12 protein-coding genes are annotated in these 14,026 nt (G+C 53.6%); 11 read left to right on the top strand and 1 reads right to left on the bottom strand.

Translation table 11 applies throughout. From position 1 onward, the window contains the following. The first annotated feature begins 173 nt into the window (after positions 1 to 173). From J1778_RS24525 to J1778_RS24510, 4 genes are all read left to right on the top strand, one after another. Positions 174 to 1,124, top strand: a complete 951-nt coding sequence (locus J1778_RS24525) for a LysR family transcriptional regulator (RefSeq protein WP_217175353.1) — start codon at positions 174 to 176, stop codon at positions 1,122 to 1,124. Positions 1,125 to 1,381: 257 nt separating this feature from the next. After that, positions 1,382 to 2,380, top strand: a complete 999-nt coding sequence (locus J1778_RS24520) for an LLM class flavin-dependent oxidoreductase (RefSeq protein ID WP_217175352.1) — start codon at positions 1,382 to 1,384, stop codon at positions 2,378 to 2,380. A gap of 9 nt (positions 2,381 to 2,389) precedes the next feature. Next, positions 2,390 to 2,950, top strand: a complete 561-nt coding sequence (locus J1778_RS24515) for a GNAT family N-acetyltransferase (RefSeq protein WP_217175351.1) — start codon at positions 2,390 to 2,392, stop codon at positions 2,948 to 2,950. A gap of 35 nt (positions 2,951 to 2,985) precedes the next feature. Next, complete coding sequence (locus J1778_RS24510) at positions 2,986 to 4,329, top strand: LLM class flavin-dependent oxidoreductase (protein WP_217175350.1); 1,344 nt, start codon at positions 2,986 to 2,988, stop codon at positions 4,327 to 4,329. A 603-nt stretch (positions 4,330 to 4,932) separates the two neighbouring features. Here J1778_RS24510 and J1778_RS24505 read toward each other — a convergent pair. Then, entirely contained in the window at positions 4,933 to 6,234 is a 1,302-nt protein-coding gene (locus tag J1778_RS24505; protein WP_217175349.1) for an NtaA/DmoA family FMN-dependent monooxygenase, read from the bottom strand. A gap of 308 nt (positions 6,235 to 6,542) precedes the next feature. On the opposite strand from J1778_RS24505, the gene J1778_RS24500 reads away from it, so the two are divergent. The 7 genes from J1778_RS24500 (at position 6,543) to J1778_RS24470 (ending at position 14,015) form a co-directional block, all read left to right on the top strand. Beyond that, complete coding sequence (locus J1778_RS24500) at positions 6,543 to 8,165, top strand: ABC transporter substrate-binding protein (RefSeq protein WP_217175348.1); 1,623 nt, start codon at positions 6,543 to 6,545, stop codon at positions 8,163 to 8,165. A gap of 21 nt (positions 8,166 to 8,186) precedes the next feature. Beyond that, complete coding sequence (locus J1778_RS24495; RefSeq protein ID WP_217175347.1) at positions 8,187 to 9,182, top strand: ABC transporter permease; 996 nt, start codon at positions 8,187 to 8,189, stop codon at positions 9,180 to 9,182. Beyond that, the gene (locus J1778_RS24490; protein ID WP_217175346.1) at positions 9,179 to 10,018 is read left to right on the top strand and encodes an ABC transporter permease; all 840 of its coding nucleotides are present in this window, start codon (positions 9,179 to 9,181) and stop codon (positions 10,016 to 10,018) included. Before J1778_RS24495 ends, J1778_RS24490 begins: the two co-directional genes overlap by 4 nt. Continuing rightward, on the top strand, positions 10,015 to 11,661 hold the full coding sequence (locus tag J1778_RS24485) for a dipeptide ABC transporter ATP-binding protein (protein WP_217175345.1): 1,647 nt from the start codon (positions 10,015 to 10,017) through the stop codon (positions 11,659 to 11,661). Before J1778_RS24490 ends, J1778_RS24485 begins: the two co-directional genes overlap by 4 nt. A gap of 113 nt (positions 11,662 to 11,774) precedes the next feature. Continuing rightward, positions 11,775 to 12,506 (top strand): amino acid ABC transporter ATP-binding protein, encoded by a 732-nt coding sequence (locus tag J1778_RS24480; RefSeq protein WP_217175344.1) that lies wholly within the window; start codon positions 11,775 to 11,777, stop codon positions 12,504 to 12,506. Positions 12,507 to 12,530: 24 nt separating this feature from the next. Then, entirely contained in the window at positions 12,531 to 13,199 is a 669-nt protein-coding gene (locus tag J1778_RS24475) for an amino acid ABC transporter permease (protein ID WP_217175343.1), read from the top strand. Positions 13,200 to 13,214: 15 nt separating this feature from the next. Beyond that, positions 13,215 to 14,015 (top strand): amino acid ABC transporter substrate-binding protein, encoded by an 801-nt coding sequence (locus tag J1778_RS24470; protein WP_217175342.1) that lies wholly within the window; start codon positions 13,215 to 13,217, stop codon positions 14,013 to 14,015. The last annotated feature ends 11 nt before the right edge of the window (positions 14,016 to 14,026 follow it).

Below are 14,026 nucleotides of genomic sequence, written 5' to 3'. Positions count from 1 at the left end.
ACTTAACACATACACCTTCACTTTTCACCCATGAGCCCCTAATTTCCAGGCTTAACTTTATGAATTTATTCTTAATGTATTTATAAATTTTTTTTAAAGTTCATCCTGATAGCTATACTTTATCTGGCAGTATGAGTATTGAGTGAATGTCTAAAGAGAACCAATGGAAGATTATGAAAAAAAATCACCTAACAGAACGGTTTCATACAGTCCGGGGGTTCGACCTGAATCTTTTAACGATGTTTGAAGCTGTGTTCATTCATGGCAGCGTTACAAAAGCTGCAGATATCCTGGGAATAACACCGTCAGCCGTCAGTCAGGCCCTGGGGCGCTTACGGGATCACTTTTATGATCCCCTCTTCGTCCGTCAGGGTAAAATCCTTATTCCTACGACAACTGCCATCAGCATTCATGACAAGATGGCCGCGCCGTATGACAATTTGCTCTCGCATTTCCAGGAAATCGAGAAACCACTCGCCAACAGAAATTTAGTGATTAATAGTCCGCAATACATATCTATTAGCATCCTGCCTGTTCTGATCAAAATCACTGAAGCTATGTCCCCCGGATGTAAACTGACTCAGACAATCGGTGAAAACTCCCATGAGATGATTGAAGAGCTTCTGACATATCGTAAAGCCGACATCGTTTTTGACTTCAGCCCGCACCACCATATATCCCGTAATTCTCAGTTACTTTATGAGGAAGATTTAGTCCTTATATGTGCAAAAACACACCCCAGAATTCACGAACAGGTTGCGGGGGGTACGGTTAGCATTGATGCCATTTCCAATGAGCATTTCACATTGGCCAGTAATGAGACTCAAGAAAGGATTATCATTACCGAGAAAATCGAGAAGATTTTAGGTATTACGCGAAAAATCCGTTATGTCGTCGGATCAGTGACTGCCGTGTTTCCTGTTGTTGAAGCGTCTGAAACACTTGCGGTTATTCCCCATGCTGCCTATGAACAATATAAAAACACATACAATGTTCGTATAATCAACACGGACATGGTTCTGCCCAAAGCCTCGTTTTACATGATTTATAATAAAAGCTCTTTAATTAATAAGTTTTTTGCATCTCTGATTAGCAACATTGAAAACATTTATCCTAAAGCTTAATTTCACATGTTGATAACTACGCACTTCCCCGCGATATCCGATAAGACAATAAAAGGCGACCGTGGTCGCCTTTTGTTTTTTCAGGCACAACGTGAACAGTGTGGATTACCGTTCCCGGTTATGACCCGCACAGGCGTCGCCCTCCCGCCTCCAAATGCATCTCCCGCAACTTCATAGCAACTATTGTTGTTTTACTTAACTTGTCCCTGACTTTAATAATCGCTGTTAACGATGTGTTGCGAAGATAAGGGAAAGCGATGGGATACCGTTTAAGTTTGCTGGAAAAAAGTCCGCTGGATGAGCATGAGGATGCCGCAGGAGCGTTAAGCCGGACACTGGAACTGGCCAGAAATGCAGAACGCTGGGGCTATCACCGGTTCTGGCTGGCGGAGCATCATAATACTGAGAAACTCGCGATCTCTTCGCCGGAAATCGTCATCGCCTGGATCCTCGCCCATACCCAGCATCTGCGGGTCGGCTCCGGCGGTGTCATGCTGCAACATTACAGTCCCTACAAAGTGGCAGAAAACTTTAATCAGCTGGCATCACTTGCCCCCGGCCGTGTGGATATCGGCATCGGCAAAGCGCCAGGGGGATTACCGCTTTCGACTCATGCATTGCAATACGCGGTGGACCCGGCACGTAAGGGCGATTTTGCCGAACAATTGCGTCAGCTCGACGACTGGTTGTCAGTGCCCGTCAGTGGGAAGGGTGACGATGCACTTTCTGCCACCCCTCAGCCGCCCCAGCCGGCATCACGTTTCTTATTAGGTGCCAGCGAACAAAGCGCCCGTCTCGCCGCGAGTCTCGGCTGGAATTTCGTTTTTGCTGCGCACCTGAATGCCGACGAGCGCGATATTTCCAGCGCCCTTTCTGCTTACTCGCACGACAGTCACGGCAAACGCGCTCTTCTGGCAGTGCCGGTGATTGTCGCTGACACCACCGAACAGGCCGCGCGACTGGTGGATAAAACGCAGCGATATCGCGTTATCACCAGCGACGGGCAAAGCGTCAACGTCGGCAGCCATGAACAAGTTGAGGCCTATCTCCGCCAGTCAAAGGCCCAATCTCATCGTATTGAAGAACGGCAGTCCGAAGTGCTCTACGGCACCGGAGAGGATGTTCATCAGCAGCTGGATGCATTGCAGGCCCGTTACGGTGTGGAAGAATTTATCATTGATACGCCTGTCTCGCAGCCCCGTGCCCGTCTGCGTTCCCTCGAACTGTTAGCCACGTCCAGCGTTGCGCTGGCTTAAGGACACAACATGAGCCACGTGATCCGCCTTGCTCAGGAATCTGAAGCGGCTGCACTGCACAGCCTTTTGCAAAAGGCTTACGAGCCGTTGCTGGAACATGGCATTCATTTCACCATCACCCGCGCCAGCGTGGAGGATGTACGGGATGTTATCCGCAATGAAACGACCTATGTGCTGGAAAAAGACGGCGTACTGACAGCGACGCTGACCACGCGTTTTCTGTGGACGCCGGCGAAGAATCATCTTGCACCCTGGCCGTTTGTCCACTGGTTTGCAGTGGCGGAACACGCCAAGGGTGAGGGGTTTGGCAACGAAATCATCCGCTACGTCGAAGAAACGTTTTTGCGCGACACGCTAAAATCCCCGGCGGTATATCTGGCGACGGCGGTGAAACATCCATGGCTGACCGCTTTGTATCAGCGACGCGGCTATGAGCCGTTTCATATTGCAACCAATCCGCTGGGTGTCGAACTGGTGTATCTGCGCAAAATCCTCAATCAACAGGCATTTGATGCGCAGGAGCAGGCTCCGCTGGTTCGCTCTATTGCTGAATTACGCACGCTGGCTTAACAGCGGCTGAATAATATAATCTTAAGGATGAATCAATGAGTCATAAAAAACAGTTACGTCTGGGCGCAATTATTCAGGGTGCGTCCGGAAATATGTCCGCATGGCGTCATCCGGATGCCGTAGCCGATGCCAGTATTAATATTCAGTTCTGCCAGCAATTAGCGCAACGCGCCGAGCAGGCTAAGTTTGATTTCTTATTTGTTGCTGACGGACTTTATATTACAGAAAAATCTATTCCCCATTTCCTCAACCGTTTTGAGCCGATTACCCTGCTTTCCGCTTTATCACTGGTCACCCACAAAATCGGGCTGGTAGCGACATTATCGACCTCTTACAGCGAGCCGTTTACCGTCGCCCGCCAGTTTGCCAGCCTCGATCATCTGAGCGGTGGCCGCGCGGGCTGGAACGTGGTGACATCACCACTGGAAGGCTCGGCTAAAAACTTCTCCCGCGATAAACACCCGGAACATGATGAGCGTTACCGTATCGCCAGCGAATACGTCAGCGTAGTGAAAGGGCTGTGGGATTCGTGGGAAGAAGACGCGTTTGTACGCAACAAAACCACTGGCCAGTTCTTTGCGCCACAAAAGCTTCACACCCTCAATCATCACGGCAAATACTTCTCTGTTCAGGGACCGCTGAACGTCGGGCGCTCACCACAAGGGCGTCCGGTGGTCTTTCAGGCCGGAGCGTCTGAACAGGGCAAAGCCTTCGCCGCCGAAGCTGCTGACGCCATCTACACCCGTCAGGAAACCCCCGAACTGGCACGCGAGTTTCGTCTCGACGTCCAGCGCCAGCTGGTGGAAAACGGCCGCAACGCCGAAGACATCCGCGTCTTCCAGGGGATCAGCGTGATTATCGGCGACTCGCCTGCCGATGCCGAGCGCAAATACCAGGAAACCGCACAGCTGGTGACGCTGGAAAGCGCACTGGATTATCTTGGCCGCTACTTTGAGCATCACGACTTTGCCCAATACGATCCGGATGCTCCTTTCCCTGACATCGGCGATTTAGGGCAAAACAGTTTCCGCAGCACCACGGATGAGATCAAACGCAACGCCCGCGAACACGGACTGACACTGCGTCAGGCCGCGCTGGAAGCCGCCACGCCACGCCCGACCTTCTTTGGCACTGCTGAAAACGTGGCCGACGGTCTGGAAGACTGGTTCACCTCAGGCGCAACCGACGGTTTTATCGTCCGCGGTGGTACCCCGACGGCATTCGATGATTTCATCGACCGCGTGATCCCGATTTTGCAGGCACGCGGTTTATACCGGAAGGACTATGAGGCGGAAACCTTGCGGGGGAATCTGGGGCTGGGAGAACCGGAGAATCAATTCACTGCTAAGAGTGTGCATTCCGATGCACTGACGGTTTAAGATCAACACATTGGGTTGCCGACCAAACTGGCCTTAAGGTCAAGGTCAAGATCGTGGGCGTCGGCCCACACCGACCAGAGACCCGGTAACGCGCGGGCCTATGGACTCCGCGCTTTTTCACTGCGCGCTATCGCTGGAACGACGGACATGTTCCGGCGCATTAGTGGGTGGCGCAAATCCAGGTGCTTCGCACTGCCTTCTCTCGGTCTTCGAGCCTCTGGTCTCGAAGCCGCTCCGTTCAGCTGAATTTTGAGCACGCCAATCAACTCATCTAAAAGATAAATCCATTCCGTTTTTGAATTTAAGATCGTGCGGGCGATTCAGAAATCTTGCTGAACGGAGCGGCCTGGAGACCCAAGGCTCCAGGACCGAGAGAAGGAACCGCGCAGCGGCAAGATTTCCAGCCTGTCGCAGTGGTCACTGAAACATAGCCAGCGAGCGGAGCGCGCAGTAAAAGAGCCGGAGATTCTTAAGAGGCGCGGCGATAGGCGCCTCTTAAGGCCAGTTTGGGTGGCAACCCAAGGTCTGGTCGGTGTGGGCCGACGCCCACGACCTTGACCTTAACCTGAAGGCCAGTGTGGTTGGCAACCCAAGTTCGTGAAATTAACGCCCTGGCAGTTTGGATGCTAATCCAAGATTCCCCCTGAAATCCTCCCCTCCATACTCTGTATCAATAAGATTCCGTTTTCGCAACTCCGGCAATAAACCGTTAATCAGTAAATCCTCCTGATCCGCCTGTCCCAGGCCATGCAGGGAAATAACGTCCAGCACACCAGCGCGGTAGCGTTCTTCGATAGCATCGGCCAGTTGTTCCGGCGTACCGGCGACAAACCAGTGGCCGGTTTCCTGAGCCTGCACGATCAGTTCGCGCAGCGTCAGCCCCTGTAAGGCGAAACGCTTGAAAATCTCCGCGCGACCGCGACGGCGGTTAATCTGCTCGATATCCGGCAGCAAACGCAGCGGGATAGGCTGATCCAGCGCGGCGTCGCGCAAATCAATGTCGCCGCCCAGCATATCTGCCACCTTGAGACGCCCATGCTGATAATCAATCCGCTCGTGTTTTTCAAATAAACGGCGCGCCACATCTGACGGACTTTCGCCGATGATCGAATGGAACGAGTTCATAATGAGCGGCCGGTTTTGATGGCGGCCAAAAGCATCGGCATGTTGATGAACCCGTTCAACAAAAGCTTTCGCGTCATCCAGTGTCGGCTGGGAGGTATAAATCACTTCCGCGTATTTCGCGCCGAGCTTCAACCCTTCTTCGGACTGCCCTGCCTGAAACTGGACCGGCCGGTGCTGAGGCGGCGGCGGAACGTTCAGCGGGCCCTGCACGCGGAAAAAGTCGCCGTGATGATGGATCGGGTGCAGTTTGCGCGGATCAATACTAACGCCGCCGTTTTTGTTGCGTACCACCGTGTCAGGCTGATTGGCATCAAATAAGGCATTGATTACTTCGATAAATTCAGTCGCTCTGGCGTAACGCACTTCCGGGGCAGGCAATTGTATGTCACCGAAATTCTCTTCGCCGACAGAAGACGTTACCGCATTCCAGCCTGCCCGGCCGCCGCTGACGTGATCGAGTGTACCGATCAGTCGCGCCAGGTTATACGGATGCTGATAGGTTGTGGACACCGTGGCAATCAGACCAATTTGCGACGTCACCTGACTCAGCGCCGCCAGCGTGATCAGCGGATCCTGACTGCCGGTCGAACCGGAAAGTCCGTCGGGGTCAGCCTGCAATAAATCGGCGGTAAACAGCCCGGTAATTTTCTCTCTTTCCGCAATATTCGCCAGCGTGATAGCACGTGAAATACCGGTCTGGCGGCGTGTGTCGTTCGATGCGTGGATCACGCTCCCTGCACCAACCAGGGTTTTTAAGCGTCTGCGGGATGTATTCGTCAAGCTGATCTCCTTTAACTGTACGTAACTATCTATGTTCAAAACTATCTGCGTTAAAAATAGAGACCATTACTCATTACACCACGAAGAAAAAAGCATTTTATTACCCTCAATTGAGATAAGCCGGTAATTCCGTCCTTCTTTAGACCACAGAGATTTACATAGTCATTTATTGTTTCTGATAAGCAAATATTGTGATTTTACAACTTAGCAACCTGACATTAATAATCCTCTCAGCCGCGCGGAATAATGCGGCGTTATTTATTGAGTTCATTTGAATAATTCATGGCTTATTACCTGACGGGAAATGTATGAAATCCTCTGTTAACGTTCGTTCTCTTTCTGTGCTCGCGCTGTTAGTGCTTTCCTCCGGCCAGTCGCTGTATGCCGCTGAACAACCGCAACAAGGCGGGAATCTGACGTGGGGCGTGGAAACCGAACCCAATACGCTCAATCCGCAGTTAAACGGCCAGTCCAAAGCAGAACTGATCCTGCGTGTGGCCTATGAATCGCTGTTAGCCCGCAAACCGGACGGTTCGTACATTCCGTGGCTGGCGACCGGTTATCAGGTGTCGGACGACGGCAAAACCTACACGTTTACCCTGCGCGATGACGTGAAATTCTCTAATGGCGAAAAATTTAACGCCGCCGCCGTGGCCGAAAACTTCCGTCATGCCCAAGACCCGGCGTACTGCGCAGGGTCAAGTATTTGCGCGCTGGCCGGGCGAATTGCCAGTGTTACCACGCCGGATGAGCACACCGTCAGCATTACGCTGAAAGACGTTTACAGCCCGTTCCTTTCTTTTGCTTCCGGCCTGAAGCTGATTTCGCCCTCTTCCTGGAACTCGCCGCAGCTGAAATCCGGCGGGACAGACATCGCGGGTACCGGGCCATTTATTCTCAAACGCTATGAGAAAGGCCAGCAGATTGAATATGTGCGCAACCCGGATTACCGCTGGGCGTCGGCGAATGCGAAACATCAGGGGCCGGCATATCTCGAAGGGATAACTTACCGTTTCCTGCCGGAATCCTCAGTGCGTACCGGCGCGCTGCTGTCCGGTCAGGTGGATGTGATTGAAGGCGTTTCCGGTAACGATGCCGGTGAGTTCAAAGACAATCCTGATTTCTCTTACCAGCACGCGCTCAATACCGGCACGCCGTATTCGTTGTTCCTCAACGTCAAATATGGCCCGACGCAGGACGTGAAAGTCCGTCAGGCGATTTTACAGGGGCTGGATATTTCACCGATTTTGCAGTCGATTTATCGCGGCGAACGCACCCGGGTCTGGGGGATTACGTCGCCGGTCGATCCGTTGTATGACGCCAGCCTGAGCGGTAAATATGGCAATAATCCCACGCTCGCTAACACGTTGCTCGATGAAGCAGGCTGGAAAACCAAAGGCGCAGACGGTATCCGCACCAAAGACGGCAAGCCGCTGAGCATTGAAATCATTCAGGCGCAGGCGACCGTGCGTGACCAGCGCGACGTGTTGTTGCAGGCAATACAGGCGCAGGCGCGGCAGCGGTTGGGCGTGGATCTGAAAATCCGTTATGTCGATTCCGGCACCTATACCGAAGTGCGTAAAACCGGTCAGTTCGGTTCGATTGCTAACTCCAATACCGATACCGACGGCATCGATATTGAAAATCACTATCTGCCAGTGAATGGCGGCGGTGCGATTAACTACAGCCGCACTGATGCGCCGGAAATTATTCCGCTGCTAAAAGGGGCGTCGCTGACGCTGGATACTGCACAGCGCAAAACCTTCTACGGTCAGTTGCAAAACTTTGCCGTGTTGCAACAGGCGCTGGCGCTCCCGCTTTACGAGCCGGAAGATCAGATTGCGGCAGCGTCTTACGTTCACGGCGTCGGCTTCAGGCCGTTCAAACAGATGCCTGAGAATGCCTATGATGTCTGGCTGAGCAAGCATTAATCAGAAGTAAGGAATCAGACTATGTCGGCTGAAACTGCATTTATTTCTCCCCGCCGCCCTGAGGCCAGACCGTCATGGCGCGGGCGGGTCATCCGGCGGATAGTCACCGGCGTTTTGGTGCTGTGGGCGGCGGTCACGCTGTCGTTTATCAGCGTTTACCTCGCGCCCGGCGATATCGTCAGTTTGCTGATGGGCGAACAGGTGCATACGCCGGCGATTGAGGCGGCGATCCGCGCCGAATGGGGGCTGGATCAGCCGCTGTATCTGCAATATCTGCATTACTTATGGCGGGTGCTGCACGGGGATTTTGGCCGCTCTTACATGCTCAATACTGACGTGAGTTCGCTGGTGTTGTCGCAGTTGTGGCCGACGCTGAAACTCACCGGTCTGGCACTGGTGGTGAGCCTGGTGTTTGCCGTGCTGATAGCGGTCACTACCGCGCACCGGCGCTGGGGGCAACGCATCGCCGGTTCCATAGAACTGGTTCTGGCGTCCACGCCCTCATTCTGGCTCGGTATCGTGCTGCTGTTCATCTTCAGTTTTACCTTGCGCTGGTTTCCGGTGGCCGGTGACCGAAGTTTTTCGTCGCTGGTGTTACCGGCATTCTCCCTCGGACTGGCACAAGGCGCGGTAGTGTCGCAGGTGCTGCGCCGCGGGCTGGAAGATGCGCTTGATGAGCCCTTTGTTCTGACGCTGCGCGCCTGGGGACTGGGCAATACCGTCATCCGTTTACGCCATGCGCTGCGTCATGCCGCCCTGCCCGCCGTCACCCTCACCGGCTGGCTGATTGGTGGTCTGCTCAGCGGGGCGGTGATCACTGAACAGGTGTTTGGCCGTCCTGGACTGGGCAAAATCACCGTCGATGCCGTGCTCGGTAAGGATTTGCCTGTAGTGCTGGCGGTCGCGATTTTCTCTGCACTGGTGTACGTGGTGCTCAGTACGCTGGTGGATATTTTGTATCTGTTTATCGATCCGCGGTTGCGCGACGTGCCCGCCGCCGGGGAGGAAAACGCATGAGTCAGGTTCTGCTTTCCGGGCGCATTACGCGCCGTTTCTCTGCCGGTGTTTTACTGGCGTCCGGTTTTATATTTCTGGTACTGCTGGCGGTTGTCTTCCCGGCGTTGCTCACGCATTACGATCCGCTCAATGCCGACCCGATTAACGCGCAGCTTGCGCCTTCCGCCGGTCACTGGCTGGGTACCGATCAGCTGGGCCGGGACGTGCTGGCACGCATTATTTATGGCAGCCGTTATTCCCTGCTGATCAGTCTGGCGGCGATGGGCGTGGCGGTGAGTATCGGCAGCCTGCTCGGCCTGCTGGCTGGCTTATTCAAAGGGCCGCTGGATGAGCTGATCAGCCGCGCGGTGGACGTGGTTTCAGCCTTTCCTGATTTGCTGCTGGCGCTGATGTTGATTGCCTTTACCGGTCCCGGCACCACCAATCTGATTTTCGCACTCGGTGTGGCGTCAGTGCCCCGCTTCACCCGCGTAGTGCGGGCGCAAACCTTTCTGGTGATGTCTTCCGGTTATGTCGAACAGGCGCGCACGCTGGGACTGAAGCGTCACGTTTTGGTCTGGCGACATGTGTTGCCGCACGCCATTGCGCACGTTCCGGCGCTGGCGACCCTCGGACTGGGCACGGCGATTATGGGCACCGCCGGACTGAGTTTTCTGGGTATGGGCCCGCAACCGCCGACCGCCGAATGGGGGCTGATGCTGGCCGAAGGCCGTAATTATCTGCGTAATGCCTGGTGGATTGGCGTCTGGCCGGGCGTGGCAATCACCCTGACGGTGATTTCAGTGAATACCCTGGGACGTTACTGGCAGGCCACTTTTGAAGGAAAACGCCCATGAGCAGCGAACTGTTTATTGATATCCAAAACTTGTCGATTTACTTCCCGGCGGCAGGCGGTGAAAAAGCCGCCGTCAGCGGGCTGAATCTGCAACTGCGACGCGGGGAATCCGTGGCATTTGTCGGTGAATCCGGATCAGGAAAAACCGTGACAGCGCGCAGTCTGCTTGGCTTACAGGATGCCAAAGCGCGTATTACTGCCGACCGTTTTGTGATTGGCGGTGAAGACATGCTCGGCGCCAGCCAGCGGCGCTGGCGTAAAATTCGCGGCAGCCAGATTGGCTATGTATTGCAGGACGCGCTGGTGTCGCTCGATCCGTTACGCCAGGTCGGGCGGCAGCTACGCGATGCGCTGACCGCCAGCCGCAAAACGGATCCGAAGTTGCTCAGCGAACAGGTGATGACCTCGCTGAAATCAGTCGGATTTCCCGATGCGCAAAACCGTCTGAGCGCCTATCCGCATCAGCTTTCCGGCGGTTTGCGTCAGCGGGTTTTGATTGCCACCGCACTGGCCGGAAATCCCGGTTTGCTGATTGCCGATGAACCGACCACTGCGCTGGATATGACGGTGCAAAAACAGATCCTGGACCTGCTGCAACAGCGCCGTGACCAGGGCGAAAGTCTGCTGCTGATCAGCCACGATTTGTCGGTTGTCGGGCAACTGGCTGACCGTATTCTGGTGATGCATCAGGGCAAAGTGGTGGAGGAAGGTCGCGGCGAAAAATTGCTGTCCGCGCCGGAACATTCCTATACGCAACAGTTGCTGGCAGCGGTTCCGAGTCCGGCGACGCGCGGTTTTAAGCTTTCAGGCAGACGTGGCGAACCGCTGCCTGCGCGCAATATTTCCATCACCAATCCGGTGCTGGAAGCCCGACATCTCAGTAAAGAGTACGCCGGTAAAACCGTGGTCAGTCATGTCAGTCTGCAACTTTTTGCCGGTGAAACATTGGGCATTGTCGGGGAATCTGGTTCGGGGAAAACCACGCTGGCGCGGATGATCCTCGGGCTGACCGAACCGGTATCCGGCACGATAGAGATCCAGGGACAACGCTGGAGTCAGGTCCCTGAAACGCAGCGCAGGCTGCAACGTCGTGGTATTCAGCTGATTGCGCAGGATCCGCTGAGTTCATTTGATCCGCGCTATAACGTGGAAAAAATCATCGGCGAAAGCCTCGACAGCGTGGGCATTTTTGGTGAGGAACGGCGCAACCGCGTCCGTCAGTTGCTGGATGAAGTGCAGCTTGGCGACAGTTTTCTGCACCGTTATCCGCGTGAACTGTCCGGCGGACAGCGTCAGCGTGTCGCGATTGCCCGTGCCTTTGCGCCTAACCCTGCGCTTCTGGTGGCCGATGAACCGGTCAGCGCGCTGGATGTTTCGATTCAGGCTCAGGTCCTGGATTTGCTGGCAAAAATGCAGGCCGAACACCGCACGGCGCTGTTGTTTATCTCCCATGATTTAGGCGTGGTGCACCATCTGGCAGACCGGGTGATGGTGATGAAAGACGGCAGCGTCGTGGAGCACGGAAATGTCGATGATGTGTTCTGCCATCCGGCGCATCCGTGGACGAAAAAGCTGATTGATGCGCTGCCGGCAGTCAGTCTGAATCCGCATAATAAGAATTATCAGCCACGACATTCTGCGTAATATTACGCCCCGCATATCGTTAGCGATTTAAAGCATTTGTCGCAGGCAACCGAAAAGTTAATATTATTTTAATGAAATATGCGCGTTATTTATATTAACCAGCGGGAGTACGGATGATCACTGTCAGCGGATTAAATAAATCATTTAACCAATTCCCTGCCCTGTCGGATATTAATTTCACGGTGAATAAAGGTGAAGTTGTATCGATCATTGGCCCTTCAGGTTCCGGGAAATCCACTCTGTTACGTTCGCTGAATTTGCTGGTCAGGCCGGATTCCGGCCAGATCCAGATTGGTGATAAACACATCAACGCGGACACTCTCACCCGCAGACAAACAGCCGATTTTCGCCGCCAGACCTCGATGGTTTTTCAGCACTACAATTTGTTTAAAAATAAAACCGCGCTGGAAAATATCACTGAGATCTTACGTTTTACCCAAAAACTGAACAAAGCGCAGGCACGCGAACGGGGCGAAGAATTGCTTGCGCAGGTAGGTCTGGCGCACAAATCGGCGGCTTATCCCGGCACTCTCTCCGGCGGACAGCAGCAGCGCGTCGGCATCGCCCGCGCCATGGCCGTTGACCCGCACGTTATTTTATTCGATGAACCCACATCATCCCTGGATCCTGAAATGCGCCGTGAAGTGCTCAACCTGATTGAAGGGCTGGCCGGGCGTGATTTAACCATGATGATCGTGACACATGAAATGGGCTTTGCACGGGATGTCTCTGACCGGATATTTTTCATGGAACACGGCCATATTATCGAACAAGGTGAACCGGCCAACATCTTCCAGACCGGATCCTCGAACCGTACCCGTTCTTTCTTACACGATTTTGCCTGATGGCCGTAAACGGAACTTTGCACAATGAATTTTGATTTCCCCTATATGCTTGGCGTTATTCCGCAGATCCTCATATATCTTCCCGTGACCTTGCTGATTTCATTGCTTTCCATTTTACTGGCTACAGTTCTGGGTATTATTTTCGCCCTGTTACTCAGGGCCGGTAAAATACCCGCGGCTTTCGCACACCTTTATATTTCCTTCTTTCGCGGCACGCCGGTTCTGGTGCAGTTACTGATTATTTATTTTGGTCTGCCGCAAATTATTCCTTCGATGAATTCGCTGAGCGCCATGAATGCGGTGATCCTCGGTTTAAGCTTAAACACGTCCGCTTATCTGGCGGAAATCTTCCGTGCCGCCATCGACTCTGTTGATAAAGGGCAACTGGAAGCCTCTCTGGCTTCCGGGCTGAGCATGTTTAAAGCCTGCAGTCGCATCCTGTTTCCGCAAGCCTGCCGCAATGCCATTCCGGCGACCGGCAACGTCTATATCGGTCTGATTAAGAACTCTTCGCTGGCGTTCACCTTAGGCGTGAGTGAACTGCTGGCAGCCGGAAAAATGGTGGCCACAGAATCGCTGAAATTCTTTGAAGCGTATTTCGCCGTGGCGCTGGTCTACTGGGCGCTGACCATCATTTTCAGTGAGTTACAGCGTCGCCTCGAAAAACATCTCGGCAAACCTTATGCCGGGTAAACAGGAAATTATGCTATGCGATTGTTAACACTGGCGATTTGTTCGCTGCCTCTTCTGCTGACCGCGTGCGATAAGCCTGCCGAAAAAGCCGATGACGAGCCGGTTCTGCGGGTGGGTGCGACACCGGACGGTTATCCGCACTATTTTAAAGAGGGCGACACCATCAAAGGTTTCAGCGCGGACATTCTCAACGCCGTTGCCGGTAAGATTCACTATAAAGTTGAATGGGTAACGTCCGACTGGGTGGGCGTGCTGGGCTCTCTCGAAACCGGCAAAGTGGATACCGTAGGCAATTTCGCCGACACGCCTGAACGGCGCAAAAAATATGATTATTCGGCGCCCTACTATTACTCAGCGGCGCAGTTAGCGGTGAGTAAAAACAACACCACCATTCATGGTTTGCAGGACATGAAAGGAAAAACCGTCGCCGCCGATCTCGGTTCGAACTATGCCAAAGTCCTGAAAGAGTTTGACCCGAAAAATGAAATCAAGCTGGTAACCTTTGAGGGGATGGATGTGGTAGTTAACAGCGTGGCGCAGGGAAAAGTGGATGCCTATGTTTCCGGCCAGGTGATCCTGCTCGGGCAGATCAAGCATAAAAATTTGCCGCTGAAAGTTGTCGGTGAACCCTTTGGCCTGAAACAGGTCGCGCTGCCGTTCAGAAAAGATGCACGCGGAGAAGCACTGAAACAAAAAGTAGATGTCGCACTGGGCGAATTACGGGCAGACGGCACACTGAAGAAGATTTCTGAGAAGTGGTTCGACCGGGATCTGAGTGTGGATACAGAATTATCCTCGGTCAGTAAAAGGCAATAAACTCAACGACT

Origin of the sequence: Rahnella bonaserana, from assembly GCF_019049675.1 — a bacterium.
Lineage (GTDB): Bacteria > Pseudomonadota > Gammaproteobacteria > Enterobacterales > Enterobacteriaceae > Rahnella > Rahnella bonaserana.
Note: the sequence above shows the minus strand (reverse complement) of the source record. Positions and strands in the feature narration are given on the sequence as shown.

Coding starts and splice junctions, on each gene's coding strand:
- J1778_RS24510 (WP_217175350.1), top strand. CDS start 2,986: ATGAGTCATAAAAAACAGTTACGTCTGGGCGCAATTATTCAGGGTGCG.
- J1778_RS24485 (WP_217175345.1), top strand. CDS start 10,015: ATGAGCAGCGAACTGTTTATTGATATCCAAAACTTGTCGATTTACTTC.
- J1778_RS24480 (WP_217175344.1), top strand. CDS start 11,775: ATGATCACTGTCAGCGGATTAAATAAATCATTTAACCAATTCCCTGCC.
- J1778_RS24520 (WP_217175352.1), top strand. CDS start 1,382: ATGGGATACCGTTTAAGTTTGCTGGAAAAAAGTCCGCTGGATGAGCAT.
- J1778_RS24475 (WP_217175343.1), top strand. CDS start 12,531: ATGAATTTTGATTTCCCCTATATGCTTGGCGTTATTCCGCAGATCCTC.
- J1778_RS24525 (WP_217175353.1), top strand. CDS start 174: ATGAAAAAAAATCACCTAACAGAACGGTTTCATACAGTCCGGGGGTTC.
- J1778_RS24495 (WP_217175347.1), top strand. CDS start 8,187: ATGTCGGCTGAAACTGCATTTATTTCTCCCCGCCGCCCTGAGGCCAGA.
- J1778_RS24500 (WP_217175348.1), top strand. CDS start 6,543: ATGAAATCCTCTGTTAACGTTCGTTCTCTTTCTGTGCTCGCGCTGTTA.
- J1778_RS24490 (WP_217175346.1), top strand. CDS start 9,179: ATGAGTCAGGTTCTGCTTTCCGGGCGCATTACGCGCCGTTTCTCTGCC.
- J1778_RS24470 (WP_217175342.1), top strand. CDS start 13,215: ATGCGATTGTTAACACTGGCGATTTGTTCGCTGCCTCTTCTGCTGACC.
- J1778_RS24515 (WP_217175351.1), top strand. CDS start 2,390: ATGAGCCACGTGATCCGCCTTGCTCAGGAATCTGAAGCGGCTGCACTG.